This window comes from Nostoc sp. 'Lobaria pulmonaria (5183) cyanobiont' (genome assembly GCF_002949795.1).
GTDB lineage: Bacteria > Cyanobacteriota > Cyanobacteriia > Cyanobacteriales > Nostocaceae > Nostoc.
In genome coordinates this window covers 5,029,325-5,047,925 of the sequence record NZ_CP026692.1, presented here as the reverse complement: position 1 = coordinate 5,047,925, position 18,601 = coordinate 5,029,325, and the positions used below count along the sequence as shown (strand labels likewise).

Annotated in this window: 16 protein-coding genes; 12 read left to right on the top strand and 4 right to left on the bottom strand. The window is 43.3% G+C overall.

Annotated elements, in window-relative coordinates:
• Nucleotides 1-900: 900 nt before the first annotated feature.
• From aqpZ to NLP_RS22240, 9 genes are all read left to right on the top strand, one after another.
• The gene (gene aqpZ, locus NLP_RS22280) at nt 901-1,653 is read left to right on the top strand and encodes an aquaporin Z (RefSeq protein WP_104908272.1); all 753 of its coding nucleotides are present in this window, start codon (nt 901-903) and stop codon (nt 1,651-1,653) included.
• A gap of 875 nt (nt 1,654-2,528) precedes the next feature.
• Entirely contained in the window at nt 2,529-5,012 is a 2,484-nt protein-coding gene (locus tag NLP_RS22275) for an ATP-dependent helicase (protein ID WP_104908271.1), read from the top strand.
• 268 nt (nt 5,013-5,280) lie between these two features.
• Entirely contained in the window at nt 5,281-6,006 is a 726-nt protein-coding gene (locus tag NLP_RS22270) for a hypothetical protein (protein ID WP_104908270.1), read from the top strand.
• A gap of 235 nt (nt 6,007-6,241) precedes the next feature.
• Complete coding sequence (gene rpmI, locus NLP_RS22265) at nt 6,242-6,439, top strand: 50S ribosomal protein L35 (protein ID WP_104908269.1); 198 nt, start codon at nt 6,242-6,244, stop codon at nt 6,437-6,439.
• Between the two features lie 19 nt (nt 6,440-6,458).
• On the top strand, nt 6,459-6,815 hold the full coding sequence (gene rplT, locus NLP_RS22260; protein WP_104908268.1) for a 50S ribosomal protein L20: 357 nt from the start codon (nt 6,459-6,461) through the stop codon (nt 6,813-6,815).
• Nucleotides 6,816-6,827: 12 nt separating this feature from the next.
• The gene (locus NLP_RS22255) at nt 6,828-7,643 is read left to right on the top strand and encodes a transporter substrate-binding domain-containing protein (protein ID WP_104908267.1); all 816 of its coding nucleotides are present in this window, start codon (nt 6,828-6,830) and stop codon (nt 7,641-7,643) included.
• Nucleotides 7,644-7,726: 83 nt separating this feature from the next.
• On the top strand, nt 7,727-8,251 hold the full coding sequence (locus tag NLP_RS22250; protein ID WP_104908266.1) for a tetratricopeptide repeat protein: 525 nt from the start codon (nt 7,727-7,729) through the stop codon (nt 8,249-8,251).
• A gap of 181 nt (nt 8,252-8,432) precedes the next feature.
• Nucleotides 8,433-10,415 carry a primary-amine oxidase gene (locus NLP_RS22245; RefSeq protein ID WP_104908265.1) on the top strand — a complete coding sequence of 661 codons (1,983 nt, stop codon included), beginning with the start codon at nt 8,433-8,435 and terminating at the stop codon, nt 10,413-10,415.
• 119 nt (nt 10,416-10,534) lie between these two features.
• A complete protein-coding gene (locus NLP_RS22240; protein WP_104908264.1) occupies nt 10,535-11,104 on the top strand; it encodes a peptidylprolyl isomerase in 570 nt (189 codons plus the stop codon).
• A 177-nt stretch (nt 11,105-11,281) separates the two neighbouring features.
• Here the strand turns inward: NLP_RS22240 and mutS are convergent, their stop codons facing one another.
• Nucleotides 11,282-13,924 (bottom strand): DNA mismatch repair protein MutS, encoded by a 2,643-nt coding sequence (gene mutS, locus NLP_RS22235; protein WP_104908263.1) that lies wholly within the window; start codon nt 13,922-13,924, stop codon nt 11,282-11,284.
• Between the two features lie 276 nt (nt 13,925-14,200).
• Between mutS and NLP_RS33430 the strand changes: the two genes are divergently transcribed.
• Entirely contained in the window at nt 14,201-14,353 is a 153-nt protein-coding gene (locus NLP_RS33430; RefSeq protein ID WP_158680492.1) for a hypothetical protein, read from the top strand.
• 461 nt (nt 14,354-14,814) lie between these two features.
• On the opposite strand, the gene NLP_RS22225 is transcribed toward NLP_RS33430, so the two are convergent.
• From NLP_RS22225 to ndhC, 3 genes are read right to left on the bottom strand one after another with little or no spacing between them, the layout of a single operon-like run.
• Complete coding sequence (locus NLP_RS22225; RefSeq protein ID WP_104908261.1) at nt 14,815-15,375, bottom strand: NAD(P)H-quinone oxidoreductase subunit J; 561 nt, start codon at nt 15,373-15,375, stop codon at nt 14,815-14,817.
• Entirely contained in the window at nt 15,368-16,105 is a 738-nt protein-coding gene (gene ndhK / locus NLP_RS22220; RefSeq protein ID WP_104908260.1) for a photosynthetic/respiratory NAD(P)H-quinone oxidoreductase subunit K, read from the bottom strand. Before ndhK ends, NLP_RS22225 begins: the two co-directional genes overlap by 8 nt.
• Complete coding sequence (ndhC, locus tag NLP_RS22215) at nt 16,096-16,458, bottom strand: photosynthetic/respiratory NAD(P)H-quinone oxidoreductase subunit C (protein ID WP_104908259.1); 363 nt, start codon at nt 16,456-16,458, stop codon at nt 16,096-16,098. Before ndhC ends, ndhK begins: the two co-directional genes overlap by 10 nt.
• A 396-nt stretch (nt 16,459-16,854) precedes the next feature.
• Here ndhC and NLP_RS22210 point away from each other — a divergent pair, with 396 nt between their 5' ends.
• Nucleotides 16,855-17,190 carry a rubredoxin gene (locus NLP_RS22210; RefSeq protein ID WP_104908258.1) on the top strand — a complete coding sequence of 112 codons (336 nt, stop codon included), beginning with the start codon at nt 16,855-16,857 and terminating at the stop codon, nt 17,188-17,190.
• 141 nt (nt 17,191-17,331) lie between these two features.
• A complete protein-coding gene (locus NLP_RS22205; protein ID WP_104908257.1) occupies nt 17,332-18,351 on the top strand; it encodes a photosynthesis system II assembly factor Ycf48 in 1,020 nt (339 codons plus the stop codon).
• Nucleotides 18,352-18,601 lie beyond the last annotated feature (250 nt).

The following is an 18,601-nucleotide window of genomic DNA, read 5'->3' as shown; positions in this document are numbered from 1 at the left end:
CTAATTGTGTGATCTGTTAAGACTGTCCAAACAGCGTATAGCAACTGGCGGCATTGGTTCAATTTTCTGTGTGGCCAATGCCGCCAGTTGCTTTAACTCTTTAAACCAAAACAAGGCACTGGCTCCCCAATGCTTTGCCTAAACCCTTGATTTTTCGTTTAGCTTAGGACTTACGCAATAACTCTCTGAAACTCTTATTCCTTTGTGTCCTTTGCGTCCTTTGCGGTTCGTTTTTTCATTATTTTGCGTAAGTCCTGTAGCTGTGTAAGTTCACGTTTTGAGGGTTCATGACATCCCCAGAATAGTCAGGAAGTAACGAATGTAATAGGAAAAACCCAAATTTTTTAAGCTGAAAGTGTATAGGGCACAAAACCTATTTAAATTTTGTAATAACTTTTAATAGAACACACTGGATCAAGAATCTCAACAGATATATACCAATACAATTTGATTTTTGAAAAAATTTAAGTATATGTAGGGGAGCCAGCCGTGTGGGCGGGTTTCCCGACTTGAGCGGACTGGCGTTGTGTTATCGCGTAACGTAAGGCACCAAAACTTTTGGCAGGTGCGTTACCAAAGTGTTAACACAACTCCAGTTGCTTCACTTGGGGAAACCCCAAGACTGCACTGGCTCCCCTACGTATATTTCAAAAATCAAAGATGAGTCCTATATCATGAGAGCAAAATTTTGAATAAATTAACCATTTTTTTGGAATTTTAGCTTTTCCAGTATATTCATTATTTGAGCACCAAAATTATTGAGGAAAAAACAAATTACTATTTTTTCGATTTAGTTTCATAACGAAAGAAACGCAATGGATTTCCTGTTGATAGGAAAAACTTAAGCATTATTCAACATAGCTATCACTCGTTTGTAGCTAAACAAGGAGTTTTCTGAAAATGTCTCTCACGAAACGTTGTTTGGCTGAATTGATCGGCACATTCTGGCTTGTTTTAGGTGGCTGTGGTAGTGCTGTTCTAGCCGTCGCCTACACAGAAGATGCTGCAAAAATCAGCGAGAATACTTCTTTTCCATTGGGTATTGGATTAGTAGGTGTATCCCTGGCATTTGGGCTTACTGTCCTCACAGGGGCTTATGCTTTTGGTCATATTTCTGGTGGTCATTTCAACCCAGCTGTTTCGTTTGGACTATGGGCAGGTAAGCGCTTTCCGGGATCTGACTTACTACCTTACATCCTCTCTCAAGTGATCGGTGCAATTATTGCTGGCGGGATTATCTACCTGATTGCTAGCGGCAAAACTGGATTTACGCTGACTGGCTTCAACCCACTGGCTAGCAACGGCTATGGTACTCATTCTCCAGGTGGTTACACGCTGTTTGCTTGCTTCATTACTGAAGTTGTAATGACTTTCATGTTTCTGCTGATTATTCTGGGTGTAACTGATAGCCGCGCTCCTCAAGGATTTGCACCACTGGCAATTGGTTTTGGACTTACCTTGATTCACCTAATCAGCATTCCTGTAACCAATACCTCGGTTAATCCTGCTCGTAGTACTGGAGTTGCTCTATTTGCAGGTGTAGAACTCTTTTCGCAAGTCTGGCTGTTCTGGATAGCTCCTATCTTGGGGGCTATTTTAGCAGGATGGTTATACGTAGCCGTCTTTAATGAATCAACTGTGGAAGAACGGTAAAATGTCAATGAGCTACTCTAAAAGTCATTTTCAACTGTACGAGTTAGCCCGTTATTTCTGGTTTTTATAGCAGTTGATCAAAACGGGCAATAGTTGGATCTGCATTGTGCCTATAATCAATCTTCAGGTGAGGCTGCGACACCGAACAGCCCACTGTAGGCATCGCTTGAGATTTGGTCTTTAGATTTCTTAACAATCCCGTGACTGAACAAATAATGCTTGGCTAATTTATTTAGTCACGGGATTTACAGAATATTTAATACTCTTTTTTTTAAATTTTAGATACACATTAATATTTATTCTCAGAAGCCAAAGTAAGCCTAATATTTGCCTGTAATTCCTTGGCAAAACTCCATAGTTACTCTCTATAGATGTAATTTCCTCTAGGCTATATCCTTCTAGCTCTTGCTGATTTTTTACTATTCCACTTAGTAAACAACCGATTTCTTAATTCTTCTACATTCTTAATCACTAGACATATCCGCGAATTAACTAGTTAGTGATATTTTGAGCCTGGAGATCCCCCCAACCCTCCTAAAAAAGGGGGGGCTTAAGATATATTTATAGAGAATCACCAAAAATTATTCATATCTGCGGTTTGGGAATTACATTCAACATCTATACCAATCCAATTTAATTTTTAAAAAAATCTAAGTATTAAGTATATATAGGGTGCATTTAGACTAATGTCCATAACGCACCAAAGCTTTCGGACTGTGGATTATACCATTTCAGTTTAATAATGATACAAATACCTTGGTAGGGGCATGGCAATGCCATGCCCCTACGAGAAATCTATATGTATAACACACCCTACGTGTATTTCCAAAATCAAATATGAGTACTATACCTATATTTAAAATATAAAATTTAATATGTCAGACTCTAAATTTACTGCTCCTATGGCTCAAGAATTACTCCACTCAGAATTGTCTGAGCGATCGCCTGTTCCTAACCTGGGGGAGAAGATTCTAGCAATTCGCAACAGTCTACGCCCTGGACAACAACAAATGGCTGATTGGCAATCTGGCCCTTTGGCTATTTCAGCCGTTCCCGGTGCAGGCAAATCTACTGGGATGGCGGCGGCGGCGGCGATCGCAATTGCACGTCAATATGAGCGTTCATCCTCCCGCCGTCAGTTGGTAGTTGTTACTTTTACTCGCTCTGCTGCTGCCAATATTAAAGCGAAGATTCGCAAATTCTTACGAGATGATTTATGTCTACCTCAGACGGGCTTTTTTGTCTATACACTACATGGTCTAGCGTTGAACATCGCCAACCGCCATTCTGATTTGTCGGGTTTGCAGCTAGAGAATGTTATATTAATTACACCAACGCAAAGTCACCGCTTTATCCGAACGGCTGTAGAACAATGGATTGTAAATAATCCAGATGTATATTTGCGGTTATTAGAAGGTCATCAATTTGACGGAGAAGAGACAGAAAGGTTGCGTCGCCAATCAGTGCTGCGAACAGAAGTATTACCGGAATTGGCTAACACGGTAATTCATGAAGCAAAAAGTTCTGGGATATCGCCAGAAAAGTTGCGAGAGTGGAGTAAACAAACCACAGACGAATATGCAATTTTGAGCGTAGCGGCGGGATTGTACGAGCAATATCAAAACTTGATGCGATCGCGTGATTTTATAGATTACGACGATATGATTTTAGCCGCACTGCGCGTTTTAGAAAACGACAGTGCCCGTCACATCGAGCAAAACCAAATATTCGCCGTATTTGAAGACGAAGCTCAAGATTCTAGCCCTCTTCAGACGCAGCTATTAGAAATTTTGGCGAGTAATGGGGAATATCAGCGAGAGAATTCTTCACTCCCAACTCCCAACTCCCCACTCCTAACTCAGCACTCAGCACGGGCTAAACGCCCCGCTACCGCTAACAGCACTCAGCACTCAGCACTAAATTTAGTCCGAGTTGGCGACCCCAACCAGGCGATTAACTCTACCTTCACCCCAGCCGATCCGATTTATTTCCGGCAATTTTGCGAAGAGTGCGATCGCATCGAACGATTGGCAACGATGGATCAAGCTGGTCGCAGTACTAGAATTATCATCGAAGCCGCTAACTTTGCCCTCAAATGGATTAATAATCAGTGGTTAGCAACAACCAAAACCAACAACAAACAACAGATTCCTGAAAATCGACAAGTACCATTTCGCTTGCAGACAATTCGCCCTGTGGAAGCTGGCGATCCGCAAGTTAATGCCAACCCCGCACCCATAGGACGAGGATTAGAACTTTATACACCGCGCGATATTCATCACACCGTTGAATTGTTATCTCAAAGGGTAATTGAGTTATTTAGTGAAGATCCAACAAAAAATAGTGCAGCAATTTTAGTCCGAGAAAATCGTCAAGGACGATGGTTAGCAGAGGCTCTAATACCTCTGTGCAAAGAGCATAAAATTCTACTTTACGATGTGGGAGAACGCGATCGCCGTTCCCATGTCCCCCAAGAAATTTTGGCATTATTGCAATTTTGCGATCGCCCCCACTCCCCCGATTACCTCAAAGCTGCCCTAGAAGCATTAGTACAGCGCCAATTAATTCCTACCCAAGACCTCAACGCCCTTGCTAGTCTGCCAGAAGAGTTTTTATATCCTGGGCCCCTAGCAGAACCCCAGCCAGAAACAGTACAAAAAGCTGCCCGCTTGTGTCGCAGCTTACTCCGCGCTCGTCTAGAACTGCCCTTATACCAGCTAATTTCCTTTCTTGCCTTAACCTTAAATTACGATCAGGCAGAATTGGCAACTGCTGACAAACTAGCAGAACGGGTAAACCAGCAGATAGCTGGCAATAGTTCGATGGGGGGAATGCTGTCAGCTTTAAGTGAAATAGTTAGTTCCGAACGGTTTGAACCAGTGGAAACCGAGGATTCGGAAGAACGTTACACCCGTCGCGGTCAACTGACAATTATCACTATGCACAAAGCCAAAGGGCTAGATTGGGACTATGTGTTTCTTCCTTTTCTCCACGAAAACTTGATTCCTGGCAGATTTTGGGTTCCTCCCCAAAGCCAATTTTTAGGCGATTTTACCTTATCAGAAGTAGCCCGCGCCCAAATTCGTGCGACTCTCCACGAAGAATCTATCATACCGGATGTTAGTCAGGCATGGGAGGTGGCAAAAAATTTGAAAACATCTGAAGAGTATCGTTTACTCTATGTTGCTATGACACGAGCAAAGCTTCTGTTGTGGATGTCTGCGGCGCAGAAAGCCCCCTTTACTTGGAGTAAACCGGATAATTTACAAGAACAAGCACCTTGTCCGGTGTTTCCAGCATTAAAACGCCAATTTCCTGAATTTGTGGTGAATTTAGCGGCAATGAGCAAACAAGCATAAGTGATGGAGTATTGGGCAAAACAGTTCCGTTAGCAGATAGCTAACAGCACTCAGCATTACTACTTCCCTACTCCTTATAAAGAAACCGAATTGAGAGTGCAACGTCAAACAAATTATGATTGCAATTGCGATATTAAGTAGGTCGGCAGAATAAAATCAAACTATGTTAAAAAAATGAACGAGGCTAAAACCCTCCTGCCTTATCCCAACGACAAATATTCACGCCCACCTACTTATCCGTTCAATTTTTAACAATCAATACATATATATGAAAAAATCAATCATCCAAGCATCTGCCGTAATTAAAAGCACCTTCCAGTCACCCAGAGGAATTTTCTTGACGCTGGTGTTGACAAGCTTGCTATCCTATGGATTCGGACTTATTGAAAACAATTATGCTGGGGCTATACCTCGCTTAGACGGCACTAAACTATCCCAATCGCAAGTAAACGAGTTGCCGAAAGCGATCGCTAATAAAATTTTAGGAGATGCATCCTTCCGTTCCAGCCTACGTAAACGGGAATTAGAGATTACCCAAGTCACATCGAAAACCTTTGGTAATCCCTGTGAGTTCAAATTTGGAGAAGTTTGTACCAGGGAATACAACCCCATTGAAGGCTGGGAAGTAGTTGTCAGAGTCCGCAAAGATTCGTGGACTTACCATGTAGATAAATCTGGAAAGCAAATCCTTTTAGATCCGAAAGTGAGTACTTTACAAACATTGCCCAAGGCGATCGCAGATGCAATTTTGAGCGATGCCTCAAGCCGTTCTGGGGTGGAAATTGCTGATTTAAAAATTACTAAAACTACACCAAAAACCTTTGGTAATCTCTGTAAATTCCACTTTGGCGAAGTCTGCACCCAGCAGTACGACCCCGTGGAAGGTTGGGAAGTGATTGTCAAGGTTAAAGAGCAATCTTGGACTTACCATGTGAATAAATCCACTTCGCAAATAATTTTAGATCCCAAAGTCAACGCCACTGAAAAAAGTTAAATAAATCAATGGCTTTGGCTTTTTCCCATATTCTCATTCCGTGCTTTGACCATCAAAGCACGGATATAGTCATTTTTACCATTCGTATCAGCTTCGCGATCGCTCCGAAAACTTGTAGCCAAGTTGCGTTTTAGAACTTCGTAGCGATCGCGGTTGCTTAAATCCTTTATTTAATTGCAGTTATAGCAATTTTAATAGTATATAATAATGGATCGTGTCGAATCAAAGCTAGACCATGCCTAAACTAAAGACTCGTAAAGCCGCGGCAAAGCGATTTCGTGCCACTGGTAGCGGTAAAATCGTCCGTCGTAAAGCGTTCAAAAGCCACCTTTTAGAACACAAATCTTCTGATAAAAAACGTGGTATGCGCCAGAGTACGCTTGTACACGAACGCGATGAACTGAACGTGCGCTTGATGCTCCCATATTTGTAAGTATTTTAGGAAATAAGTTATGACTCGGGTAAAACGCGGTAATGTAGCTCGCAAACGCCGCAATAAAATTCTCAAACTAGCTAAAGGTTTTCGCGGTTCCCATTCAACTCTGTTTAGAACTGCCAACCAACAAGTGATGAAGGCGCTACGGAGTGCCTACCGCGATCGCAAAAAGAAAAAGCGCGATTTTCGTCGCCTCTGGATCGCCCGCATCAACGCTGCTTCTAGGCAACACGGCTTGAGTTACAGCCAGTTGATCGGTAACTTGAAAAAAGCTGATATCCAACTAAATCGCAAGATGTTGGCGCAATTGGCAGTTCTCGATCCAGCTAGCTTCGGCAAAGTTGCTGAATTGGCAATTCAAGCTAAAGGATAAAGGTGGTAAGGGATGTATAACAGATGTAACAAATTGCAAGTAATTACTCGGTTACATCTGGTATTATCCGCCACTATCTTTTGGATTTTTTGCTTTTCTCTAGTGGGGACAGGATTAACTGCATCTGCTGCCGAAATGTCAGAAATTCAGCAGCGGGGTTATTTAAATGTTGCCGTTAAAGATAACTTGCGTCCCTTGGGATTTAAAGATGACAACGGAAATTTGCAAGGTTTAGAAATTGACTTGGCAAAGCGTTTGGCAGTTGACTTGGTTGGTAAAGCCGAAGCTGTAAAATTTCAACCTGTAGCGAATCGCGATCGCCTGTCTGTAGTCTTAGACAAGAAAGTTGATTTTGCGATCGCTAGAGTCACAGCAACCGAGTCACGCGCCCGCATAGTTAGTTTCAGCGTTCCCTATTATTTGGATGGCACTGTACTAGTTACAAAAGATGCATCTGTGCAGCAGTTGAGCGATCTATCAAAACAAAAAATTGCCGTACTTAACAACTCCAGCACCATTGCTAAAGTGCGATACTATCTGTCAAACGCCGAGTTAGTAGGAGTGAATTCTTATCAAGAAGCGCGAGAAAGAATAGAAAATAATGCAGCCTTTGCCTTTGCCGCAGATGCTAGTGTTCTAAGCGGCTGGGTACAACAATATCCTCAATATCGGCTACTGCCAATTAAGTTATCAACTGAACCTTTGGCTGTAGTAATGCCCAAGGGATTACAGTACGATGAATTAAGACGAAACGTGAATCAAGCGATCGCTCGTTATTTAGAAAAAGGTTGGCTCCAACAACGCTCTCAATATTGGGGTTTACCGTAAATTGGTCATTAGTCATTAACGAATAACCAAGGACAAATGACAAATGACAAATAACAAACTTTATAATATTTGTATTTGCAGCAATGGATAACAGTCTAGCCGTTGTTTATCTCTCAATTTTGGTGGTTATACTCACAATTGCAGCCGTGAGTGTTTTTCGCCAGATTTTCAAAACTCGTAAGGTTGAAGGCTCTTTTGCAAAGTTGCGAAAGAAGTTAGAGAAAGAAAAGGGTACGACTCAAGAATATTATGAGTTAGCCAGTATTTATTCAGAAAAAAAAATGTATTCTCAAGCGATCGCGCTATTTCAAAAAGCTCTCAAAACTGCCCAAGAAGAGGAAGAAGAAAATATCGCTCCCATCTACAACGGGCTGGGCTATGTTTATTTTACCCAAGATCAATATGACTTAGCAATTCGTCAGTACAAAGAAGCTCTTAAGTCTAAACCAGACTACGTAACAGGATTGAATAATCTCGGTCACGCCTACGAGAAGAAAAAATTAACTACTCAGGCGTTACAAAGTTACGAAGAAGCACTCAAATTTGCTCCAAATAACTCTATTGCTAAACGTCGTGCTGAATCTTTACGCCGTTTGGTTTCGGCATAAATTGGGGATTGGGGACTGGGTATTGGGTATTAGGAAAAATTTCCCAGCCCTTGCTTCCTAGTCGCCAGTCCCTAATCCCCAAGTATTAACAAATTAATTTCGCTTTAGCCTCTTAATTTATCGGTTTTCAATCTTAGGCTTGGAAATAGATAACTATAAGTCTTTTGTAAAAATGTAAAAGATGATTAAGCGGCTAAAGCGTTTTTTATGGCTAGCTATTGCCATCATTGTTGTCATTTCTATCTCAATCGGATTAATGGAAACATTGACGGCTCAACAGCCTTTGATTTCCCATCCTCTTACTTCGCTAACTGAGGTAGAAATTAGCACAGCTGTTTCGATTATCAAAAGTAAGAAAACTTTGAGCGAAATGGCAGCTTTTCCCCTTATTGCTTTACAAGAACCAGATAAAGAAGAAGTTATAAATTTTACACCTGGTAAAGTCTTTGGGCGAAAAGTTTTTTTGATAATCTATGAACGTTCAGAAAACAAAACCTTTGAAGGAATTGTTGACCTGAGAAGCAAAACCTTAAGTTCTTGGAAAGAAATAGCGTCTGTTCAACCTGCGATTGTCAATTCAGAATATGAACTAGCAACTCAGGTGGTTAAAGCCGATCCTCGATGGCAAAAAGCAATGCAAAGGCGGGGAATTACTGATTTTGAGCAAGTCAAAATTAGTTGGTGGGCACCAGGAATTCTGAGCGAACAGGAAGAAGCAATAGGTAATCGTCTTTGTCGCGGTTTATCTTACTACAAAGGCAAAAGCTGGAACTATTACAGTAGTCCGATTGAAGGAGTCTTAGCAACAGTAAATTTGAACACGGGTAAAATTGCTAGTTTTGTTGATAGAGGAAACATACCTTTCTCTCAAGAAAACTGGAATTACGATGTCAAATCATTGGGCAAATTACTGTCACCACTTAAAGCATTGAAAATCCTCCAACCTAATGGTAGAAGTTTCCAGATCAAAAACAATGAAATTAGCTGGCAAGGTTGGAAGTTTCGCTATTCAATGCATCCTCGTAATGGATTAATGCTCTACCAAGTGACGCACAAAGACGGGGAAAATATTCGACCAGTTTTATACCGCGCTAGTCTCTCAGAAATGGTAGTACCTTATGGCAATCCTGAACCTACTTGGTCGTTTAGAAATGCCTTTGATGTTGGAGAATACAACTTAGGTCAACTAGCAAATTCGATGGAATTAGGTAAAGAAATTCCTGAAAATGGCTTGTTACTAAATGCTGTATTTGCTAATGAACAGGGAGAACCTTATCAAATACCAGGGGTTATCGGCATCTACGAACGCGATAACGGAATGCTGTGGAAACACTATGAGTATAATACTCAGCGTAATGATGTCCGTCGCAGTCGAGAATTAGTGATGAAGATGACGGTAGCCATTGACAACTATGATTACAGCATCAATTGGATCTTTCACCAGGATGGGACTTTGGAAGTCCAAAATGAATTAACGGGTATTATACTAGCGCAAGGAACGGCTGCCCAAAAGCAATCTGATGATGATTCTTATGGTCGGTTAATTGCTAAGAATATCTTTGGAGTAAATCACCAGCACTTTTTCAACTATCGTCTAGATTTCGATGTTGATGGTCAAGCGAATTCTGTGATCGAAATGAATGTGAATGCTTTGCCGATGGATGAGAAAAATCCTTTAGGAAATGCGATCGCAGTTACAGAAACTCCACTAGCCCAAGAAACGGCTGCTGTGCGCGATTTGAACATGAAAAGCAGTCGAGAATGGATGATTGTTAGTGCAGACAAAAAGAATGTTTTAGGGGCTGCACCTGGATATATGCTGATGCCTGAAGGAAACTCCATATTTTTCCCGGTGGAAGGCTCAAAAATCCGTCAACGGGCAGAATTTGCAACTCATCACCTCTGGGTAACAAAATATAAACCTACTGAACTTTATGCTGGGGGCGATTATCCGAACCAGACGAAACCCGGACAGGGTTTACCAAAATATATCTCAGACAATGAGTCTTTGCTGGGTGAAGATATCGTCCTCTGGTACACGATGGGCGTAACTCATATTCCGCGATCGGAAGATTGGCCTGTGATGCCTGTTCACCGAGTTGGCTTTAAGCTAGTCCCTAGAGGATTCTTTAACCGTAATCCAGCGATAAATTTGCCCGAGTAAAATATTCGTTTTCTAAAGTTTTCTTGGTTCAGTTTTTTTGTAATCTGTAAACCTGTAACTTGAATGCTGATAAGCTTATCGTAGGTCAAACACTGGCAATTTTCAAAATAGGATACCTCATGAATTTTCCAGAAATTAATATTCCCGGTGATGGAACACTGCACGCTCGTTTAACTACTTCCTTGGGTGAAATTGTAGTTCGTTTGGAGGAAGAACGAACTCCTAACACCGTCAAAAATTTTGTCGGTCTAGCAACTGGAACAATCGACTGGAAAGACCCTAAAACTGGTCAATCTGGTAAGGGGACTCCAGCCTACGATGGGGTTCGCTTTCACCGGGTCATCCCTGATTTTATGATTCAGTGTGGCGATCCTCTGAGTCGTTATTTGGATACGGCCAGCCGATGGGGTACTGGTGGGCCGGGATATCAATTTGAGGATGAGTTTCATCCTGAATTGAGGCACACAGGTGCAGGTATCCTGTCGATGGCTAATGCGGGACGCGGTACTAATGGTTCGCAATGGTTCATTACAGAAGCACCAACACCTCACCTTGACAACAAACACAGTGTTTTTGGTGAAGTTGTCCAAGGTCTAGATATAGTCAACAAGATTGCTAATGTGGCTACAACTAGAGATCGTCCGAATCAAGAAGTGGTGTTACAAAAAGTAGAAATTTTTCGGCAGTAATTAACACCTCGGTTTGTAGTATAGCGGTTCCCATTCAGATGCGGTACAACATTATATCGCGGGGTGTAGGGGCACGGCAGTGCCGTGCCCCTACGTGTGTACCTCACACAAACGAGAAGCGCTATAAGCACTTTAGTGCTGAAAAAATAAGGACTAAAGTCCTTACTACGAACTTGCTTACCCATCAAGATTTTGCAGTCCCATCGCAATCTTACTGTGTTTTTCAATTTGTCCCATGACTTGTTTTGCGCGTTGAATAACTACGGCTGGTAAACCTGCTAATCTTCCTGCTTCAATTCCATAAGACTTATCAGCACCTCCTGGTTGAACTTGGTGCAAAAAGATAATTTGGTCGGGTAATTCTTTCACTGTCACTTGATAGTTAGCCACACTCGGTATAATGCTAGCCAGTTCATTTAATTCATGGTAATGCGTGGCAAAAATTGTCCGCGACCGAATATCCACTGCTATATATTCTGCTACCGCCCAAGCTATGGAAAGACCATCAAATGTCGCTGTCCCGCGACCAATTTCATCTAATAGTACTAACGACCTAGATGTGGCATGGTTGAGAATATTTGCGGTTTCATTCATCTCCACCATGAAAGTAGATTGACCAGTTGCTAAATCATCTACTGCACCGACACGGGTGAAAATGCGATCGCATATTCCCAATCTGGCAAATCTCGCTGGTACAAAACTACCAATCTGCGCCATTAACTGAATCAATCCCACTTGACGCAAATAACAACTTTTGCCACTGGCGTTTGGCCCGGTCAGAATAATTAAATCGGGACTGTCATTTGTCTTTTGTCCTACCCTGCGGGAAGCCGCTGGCGCGTCTATGTCATTTGTTATTTTTTCTTCGTCATCTGCTAATGACTCTTGACCCAATTGCGTCGAATTCGGCACAAAGAATCCCGCAGGTAAAGACTGTTCCACCACCGGATGACGACCATCAACAATGTTTATCTCCCTTCCTGGCAACATTTCGGGACGACAGTAACCTTGATGCACCGCCAACTCAGCCAAACCACACAACACATCCGCCGCCGCTACTGCACGAGATAAATTGCGAATTATTTCCGCCTCTTGTGCTACTTCTTCCCGCAAGGTCGTAAAAATCTCATATTCCAACTGATTTAAATCATCTCGCGCTGTGAGAATTCTAGCTTCTCGTTCCTTTAAATCTGGGGTGATGTAACGTTCCTCATTGGTCAGAGTTTGCTTGCGGATGTAATTAGCGGGTACTTGGTCGGCTTTGGTGCGGGAAATACTGATATAATAACCAAAGGTTTTGTTAAATCCTACCTTCAGTGTCGAAATTCCTGTCTTAGCTCTCTCATCAACTTCCAAGTTGGCAATCCATTGCTGGTCTGCTTCTACAGTCGCCTTCCTTTCGTCCAGTAGGGGATTTACACTGGGGCGAATTAATCCGCCTTCTTTAATTAGTATGGGTGGCGACTCTACAAGATGTGCGTGTAACTTTTGTGCCAATTCTTCCAATACACTTGGGACTTTCTGCAAAGCTTTCAGGAAAGGAGAACGCGTCTCAACGACTAAGTTGGATAATTCCGGTAAGCGGGAGAGGGAATCTGCCAATGCCACTAAATCTCTAGCATTAGCTGTACCAGAACCCGCTCTTCCTGTGAGTCGTTCCAAATCATAAATTTGCCTTAACAACTGGCGTAAATCTTGACGCAGGGGCGTATTTTCCATTAATTCTTGGATAGTATCAAGACGTGCCCGAATGCCTTTAATATCGACTAGGGGTTGCAACAACCACCGCCGCAAAGCTCGCCCACCCATTGCTGTACTAGTTTTATCTAACGCCCAAAGTAGGGAACCGTGAAAAGTGCCATCCCGGACGGTTTGGGTAATTTCTAGGTTACGGCGGGTTTGATTGTCAACAATTAGGTAGTCGGTGACAGTATAGCTGCGGAGTCTCTGGAGGGTGACAGGGTTTTCTTTTTGGGTATCTTCCAAGTATTCCAAAAGACCGCCAGCCGCACGAACGGCGAGGGGAAGACGATCGCAACCGAGTCCTTCGAGCGATCGCACCTTAAATTTCTGCAATAATCTAGGTCTAGCTTCTCCTTGAGAAAAGGGAAGTTGCGATCGCAAACTATAACAAAATGATGGTGGCAAACACTCCGGCAAATGTGGCGAAGTTTCTCCTGGACGTAGCAAATTACCCAAATCGGGAGCATTTGTCGGAACTAACACCTCTGAAGGTTGCAAGCGCATTAATTCTTGTGTCAAATGTTCTAGATCGCTACTTTGAGTGGTAAAAAATTCACCTGTAGAGATATCTGCATAGGCTAAACCCCAATGATTTACAGCAATTACTACTGCTGCAAGGTAATTATTGCGACTGGATTTGAGCATTCCTTCTTCCAGCAAAGTCCCAGGAGTCAGAATGCGCGTTACTTCTCGTCGCACCAATCTCCCAGCAGCTTCAGAAGCATCTTCCACTTGATCGCAAATTACCACTGCGTAGCCTTTTTCTACCAGCATCGTCGCGTAGCGTTCCCAAGCGTGATGCGGAACACCAGACATCGCCACCCGTCCCTGTTCCCCAGCTTGCTTACTAGTGAGAACTAATTCTAATTCTTGCGCTAGTTTTACAGCATCTTGGAAATAGCATTCAAAGAAATCTCCTACCCGATACAGCAATACCGCGTGAGGATATTTATCCTTTGTCTCGACATAATGCAAGTACATTTGACTTAGCTTACTGCGATCCACCTGTTGATGGTCAGAAATAAAAGTACTTGCATCGGGCTTGGTAGATGGAGTTTCGGAGTGAGAGGCAGTCATAGATGCTATCGAGTTATGCACGGAAATTCCCCAAGATCCGATGATAACGTGATGTGAAAGTTGAATGGCGATCGCTCAAGGATATTTTACCTTTACAGCAGATTGTAAGTTAATGAAGTACAAAAATATCCTTCCCTAACCCTCCCCGTATGTATTGGGGAGGGAACTAGATTGGGAATTTCCCCCCAATACAACATCGCGGGGATTAAGGCTTTTAAGGGCAGGTTTTTTGAAGAATCAGATGTTAAGATAAACCCTCGTGACACAAAGCAGGTCATGAGTAAAGATCCGGGTTTAAACAGTTGGATTGCGATCGTTAGCCAAAAACTACCACACCTAAGTCGGGCACAAGCGAAAGTTTTGGCAATGTGGAGTTTTGGTATAGGAATGATGCAATCAACGGGTTCCATAGTTTTCTCTTCTGCTTAAACAAAAAACCTGCCCTTGAAAGGAGGGTTGGGGAGCAGAACTGTTTTATTCCACAAAGGATAAGAGTTTGTCAATATCATTAGAAGTAAATCTCTGGGCTGAGGTGATGGAAAAATAACCATTTCGGCGCCAAATATTGAGTGCGATGCCTACGGCGGGCTACGCTTACGTTCGGAGTACCGATAGATTTGCAGGGGCGTTACCCTTACGTATAGTCGAATGATCTTCATTAAAAATCACATCTTTAAACGGCAGTCGCCTCAAGTCGGGAAACTCGCCCACAGCGCTGCCTCCCCAATGAAGACGATTCTCAATCCCCCAATTCAGCCTAGCAATTCAACTTGTACATAAACTATTTTTCCTCAACATCCCTTTGCTTTACTGCAATAAAACGACACCCCTCTCCGTTAACGAAGAGGGGTGAGGTGATCAAAATTCTCACTGCTGAAACTCAGCAATCTTTAATAAGCGTCTTGCAACTCGTAAAAATCAGGCGAGATGTAATCCTTGCGCAAAGGCCAACCTACCCAATCTTCCGGCATCAAAATCCGCTTGAGATTTGGGTGTCCTTGGTAGACAATGCCCAACATATCGTAAGACTCGCGCTCTTGCCAATCTGCGGTCTTCCAAATCCAGTACACAGAAGGCACTACGGGGTTTTCGCGTGGTAAGAACACCTTAACTCGAACTTCTTCGGGGCGATCGCTATTATCACTCACTTTAATCAAGTGATACATACTCACCAATTCTTGTCCTGGGCCAAGGTCAATACCACCTTGACACTGGAGATAATTAAACCCATAAGCATAAAGGGCTGTAGCAGTAGGAAGCAAGAAATCTGCCGCCACCTTAATTATCTCTACACCATTCTTGTCTGGTGCTAAAAACTCATGGTCAAAGCCATTTTCCGTCAACCACTGAGAAACTTTACCCGCTTGTACCAATGACTCTTCTTTCGCTGCTGGTACTGGTTTAGACTCTTCTTCGTCTGCTGGTACTGGTTTAGACTCTTCTTCAGCCACGGGTTTGTTCCTCCTTTTGCGCCTTTTCTGTCAGTAGTGCAGGTGGTATTGGCATACCAATCGCTTCCGCCAATTCCTTCGGTGGTGCAGAGCGAGTTGCTGACTGCAAATACTTACCAGTTAAGATTTCCTCTACTGGCTTCAAATTATGAGTCGTGCTGTAGTAGCGGTGAGTTTGCTTAATTTTACCCCGCTCTTGCATCGATTCATTGGCGATTTTCTTCCGCAGCTTAATGATTGCGTCGATAATTGCTTCTGGACGGGGAGGACAACCAGGTAAGTACACATCCACAGGAATCAGTTTATCAACTCCGCGCACTGCCGTGGGGGAATCAACGCTGAACATCCCGCCAGTAATTGTGCAAGCTCCCATCGCAATTACATACTTCGGCTCTGGCATCTGTTCGTAAAGACGCACCAGTTGGGGAGCCATCTTCATCGTAATAGTCCCTGCCGTAATAATTAAATCGGCTTGGCGGGGGCTAGAACGGGGAATTAGCCCAAAACGGTCAAAGTCAAATCGGGAACCAATTAAAGCTGCAAACTCAATAAAGCAGCAAGCAGTACCAAATAACAACGGCCACAGACTAGAAAGCCGCGCCCAGTCGTAGAGATCGTCAACCGTCGTCAAAATGACGTTTTCTGAAAGGTCTTGAGTGATTGTAGTCCGCTCAATGGGGTTGATGATTCGTTCTTTGCCCTGGGTTGTTAAGTTAGAATTCAAGACCATTCCAAAGCTCCTTTACGCCATGCGTAAACTAAAGCGACTACAAGAATTGCAATAAAGACTAGCGCTTCAATAAATGCCAATAGCCCTAAACGGTGGAAAGCTACCGCCCAAGGATACAAGAATACAGTCTCCACATCAAAGACGACGAAGACCAGAGCAAACATGTAGTAGCGGATGTTGAACTGAATCCAGGCTCCCCCGATGGGTTCCATGCCAGATTCATAGGTAGTGCGACGTTCTGGGCTGTAACTACTGGGTCGTAGGAGCTTGGAAGCTGAGAGCGCTAAGGCAGGTACTAGGCTACAGATGATGAAGAAGCCTAGAAGGTACTCGTAACCGCTGAGGACAAACACAATGAGTATCTACCGCTTATGGAGTATTTTAAGTAGTGACTAGAGATTGGGTACTGACGACTAGAGATTAGGGATTTAGGAGTGGGGGAGGGGAGCAAGGGAGCAGGGGAGCAGAGGAGAGTTCTTATACAACAAGTTCTTTCCCTCTGCCCCTCTGCGTCTCTGCCCCTTTGCACCTCTGCCTCTTGTTCCCAATGCCTCAATGCCCAATGCCCCATGCCCAATCCCTTAACTGCGTAACTTTCTTTTACATTATATCTGTTTGGTTTTTCTGAAATCTGGGAAACAGACGCACTTCAGGTATTTGATTCGCTTTTGCTAGTGATAGAAAAGTCTAACAATTATGTCATAATTTTTAACGTATATTTAAGATTTCTTCTCTGCGAGGCCTTAGCCATGAGCGAACCAGCTGTTGAGACTACGGTGCTAGACCGCTACGAGTGTCGCGCCTGCGGTTATGTTTACGAACCCGAAAAGGGAGACGATAAGGATGATATTCCTTCAGGGACAACCTTTGCAGAACTGCCCATAAATTGGCGCTGTCCAGTTTGTAGTGCTAAGAAGACCGCTTTTGCCAACATCGGCCCTGCGGGTACTGCATCCGGCTTCAAAGAAAATCTCGGTTACGGTTTGGGTGTCAACAACCTAACGCCAACCCAAAAAAATATCCTAATTTTTGGTGCTTTGGCTCTTGGCTTCTTGTTTTTTATCAGTCTCTACGGCTTACAATGACAGCCCTTAAGCAATTCAAAATAACGCTCTCTAACAGAGGCTTTACGCTGCGTTAACAAAATTCAAAATGAAAAATCCTGGATTTTCCAGCATCCTGGCTGCCAACTCCGACAAAAATTTAGAAATAACTAAGAAATACTGATGCATTCAATTGTGAAAGGTTGGCAACGAATATTTGCCTTGTTAATAGTAGTCCTCATGTGTATAGGTTGTGGCCAAGTTCCCTCTGTTAGCTACAACCCTTGGAAAGTCATTTCTGTGCCAACAGACTCGAATTTATTGGATATTGCTTTTACTAATAACCTTGAGCATGGCTACTTAGTCGGTAGCAATGCCACCCTATTGGAAACCAATGACGGTGGTAATACCTGGAAACCAATAATACTGCAACTGGATGAGCAAAAGTATCGCTTTGACTCAGTAAGTTTTGCAGGCAAAGAAGGCTGGATTGCCGGAGAGCCTGGACTGTTAATACACACTACCGATGAAGGTGCTTCTTGGTCGCGTATACCCCTGAGCGAAAAGCTACCAGGTAGCCCGATCGCAGTTAAGGCCCTAGCAGACAATACAGCGGAAATGGCTACTGATGTCGGAGCCATATATAAGACCACAGACGGCGGCAAAAACTGGAAAGCCCAGGTGGAATCAGCAGTGGGTGTGGTGCGTAACTTGGAACGTTCTGCTGATGGGAAATATGTTGCTGTTTCGGCTAAGGGTAGTTTCTACTCGACTTGGGAACCAGGGCAAGATGCTTGGATAGCCCATAACCGCAATAGTTCTCGGCGGGTAGAAAACATGGGCTTTGCTGACAATGGGCAATTGTGGTTGTTAGCTAGAGGAGGTCAAGTTCAGTTTAGTGACCCAACTAAACCTGAAGAATGGCAAGATGCAAAATATCCAGAGTTATCCACCAGTTGGGGTTTGCTGGATTTGGCATATCGCACACCCAATGAAATTTGGATAGGTGGCGGTAGCGGTAATTTGCTACGCAGTGGCGACGGTGGCAAAACCTGGCAAAAAGACCGTGACATAGAAGAAGTTGCGGCTAATTTGTACAAGATTGTGTTCTTAGAGCCAGAGCGGGGATTTATAATTGGCGATCGCGGCGTTTTGCTCAAATATCTACCAAATCCTGAAACAACTTCTCCAGAAGCAGCTTAGTGAGTAAGAGGTAGAGTAAGCAGGGGAGCAAGGGGGCAGCACTTCGGCTACGCTCAGTGACCAAGGAGAAGTTGCAGTAAGTTTTTCCCCTCTGCACCTACGCACCTCCGCCTTTTGTGTTCAATGCCCAATGCCCAATACCCAATACTTCGACTCCCTTTGACTACGCTCAGGGCAAGTTGCTCAGTACAAGTGCCCCATACCTAATTTCTGAGAAAAACGTTGCAACTTGTAACTCTTTCTTAACTTT

Coding starts and splice junctions, on each gene's coding strand:
- NLP_RS22250 (WP_104908266.1), top strand. CDS start 7,727: ATGGATAACAGTCTAGCCGTTGTTTATCTCTCAATTTTGGTGGTTATA.
- ndhK (WP_104908260.1), bottom strand. CDS start 16,105: ATGGTCTTGAATTCTAACTTAACAACCCAGGGCAAAGAACGAATCATC.
- NLP_RS22245 (WP_104908265.1), top strand. CDS start 8,433: ATGATTAAGCGGCTAAAGCGTTTTTTATGGCTAGCTATTGCCATCATT.
- NLP_RS22240 (WP_104908264.1), top strand. CDS start 10,535: ATGAATTTTCCAGAAATTAATATTCCCGGTGATGGAACACTGCACGCT.
- NLP_RS22275 (WP_104908271.1), top strand. CDS start 2,529: ATGTCAGACTCTAAATTTACTGCTCCTATGGCTCAAGAATTACTCCAC.
- NLP_RS22210 (WP_104908258.1), top strand. CDS start 16,855: ATGAGCGAACCAGCTGTTGAGACTACGGTGCTAGACCGCTACGAGTGT.
- NLP_RS22255 (WP_104908267.1), top strand. CDS start 6,828: ATGTATAACAGATGTAACAAATTGCAAGTAATTACTCGGTTACATCTG.
- NLP_RS22270 (WP_104908270.1), top strand. CDS start 5,281: ATGAAAAAATCAATCATCCAAGCATCTGCCGTAATTAAAAGCACCTTC.
- rplT (WP_104908268.1), top strand. CDS start 6,459: ATGACTCGGGTAAAACGCGGTAATGTAGCTCGCAAACGCCGCAATAAA.
- NLP_RS22205 (WP_104908257.1), top strand. CDS start 17,332: ATGCATTCAATTGTGAAAGGTTGGCAACGAATATTTGCCTTGTTAATA.
- aqpZ (WP_104908272.1), top strand. CDS start 901: ATGTCTCTCACGAAACGTTGTTTGGCTGAATTGATCGGCACATTCTGG.
- mutS (WP_104908263.1), bottom strand. CDS start 13,924: ATGACTGCCTCTCACTCCGAAACTCCATCTACCAAGCCCGATGCAAGT.
- rpmI (WP_104908269.1), top strand. CDS start 6,242: ATGCCTAAACTAAAGACTCGTAAAGCCGCGGCAAAGCGATTTCGTGCC.
- NLP_RS33430 (WP_158680492.1), top strand. CDS start 14,201: ATGAGTAAAGATCCGGGTTTAAACAGTTGGATTGCGATCGTTAGCCAA.